The sequence below is a fragment of the Streptomyces sp. NPDC002130 genome (genome assembly GCF_040296465.1).
Lineage (GTDB): Bacteria > Actinomycetota > Actinomycetes > Streptomycetales > Streptomycetaceae > Streptomyces.
Map to the genome: position 1 here is coordinate 1 of NZ_JBEOXI010001319.1, position 1,008 is coordinate 1,008.

Consider the following 1,008-nt stretch of genomic DNA (forward strand, 5'->3'; position numbering starts at 1 on the left):
GTACTCGGCAGCACTGGACAGTTCATACCTGGCTTTGCGCTCGAATCTGCGTCCGATCGGATTTCTCGCGGTGGGGCTTCCCCTGGCGACGACGGCTGCGGTGGGCTTTGTCGCCTACCTGATCGTGCCGGAGTTCTCGATAGCGGCTGCTTTGGTTCTCGGTGCCATCGTAGCGCCGCCGGACGCGGTGTCCGCGAGCGCAATCGGACGCAAGCTCGGTCTGCCGCGCCGAATCATGACCCTGCTGGGCGGCGAGAGCCTGCTCAACGACGCCACCGCTCTGACGGCGTACAAGGTTGCTCTCGCTGCCGCCGTGGGTACTGGTGCGACGCTGATCGGCGGCTTCGAGACCTTCCTCGTCGCAGCGGTCGGTGGAACGGTGATCGGCCTGGCGGTGGGCTTCGTCATCTCGAAGGTTCGCGGCAAACTCCAGGATCCGGTGATGGAGAGCGGAATCGGATTGGTGGTGCCGTTCTTCACCTACCTCGCTGCGGAAGAGGTTCACGCGTCGGGCGTCATCGCGGTCGTCGTAGCCGGATTGTTCCTCGGCCAGCGCTCCACCCGCGCGAGTTATGCGACGCGTTTGCAGGACACGGCAGTGTGTGGCCGGGGGACTCGGGGTGACTTTGGTCCCGGAATCTGCTGTTGCAGTGGAGGTTCGACGCGGAGATTTGTCGACGGCGCGCTTCGCGTCGCCGGCTCCAGGTCGTACGATCGGCGTCGTGTTCCGCTCTTCGAGTGGCCGAGCAGAAGGATTCCGTCAGCTGGCCGAGCTGGTCCGTTCGGTCAGCCCGACGGTTCCTCGATGACGTAACTCGTTCGACGTCGACGTGAAAGCTAGTCGAGAGAGCCTTCTTTCACGGCAATGACGGCTCCGGGATTGAGAATTCCCAGGGGGTCGAGCGCATCCTTGACCTTGCGATTGAGGGTCATGACGTCGTCACCCAACTGTGACGGCAGCCAGTCGCGCTTGAGTCGACCGACCCCGTGTTCGCCGGTGATCGTGCC

Annotated in this window: 2 protein-coding genes; one reads left to right on the forward strand and one right to left on the reverse strand. The window is 63.9% G+C overall.

What is annotated here, in order from left to right; translation table 11 throughout:
- Positions 1–814: cation:proton antiporter (locus ABT116_RS51325; protein ID WP_502984127.1), on the forward strand; the 814-nt coding region annotated here is incomplete at its 5' end.
- Between the two features lie 23 nt (positions 815–837).
- On the opposite strand, the gene ABT116_RS50635 is transcribed toward ABT116_RS51325, so the two are convergent.
- Positions 838–1,008 (reverse strand): FAD-linked oxidase C-terminal domain-containing protein (locus tag ABT116_RS50635; RefSeq protein ID WP_351648689.1); only part of this gene is annotated, 171 nt, incomplete at its 5' end.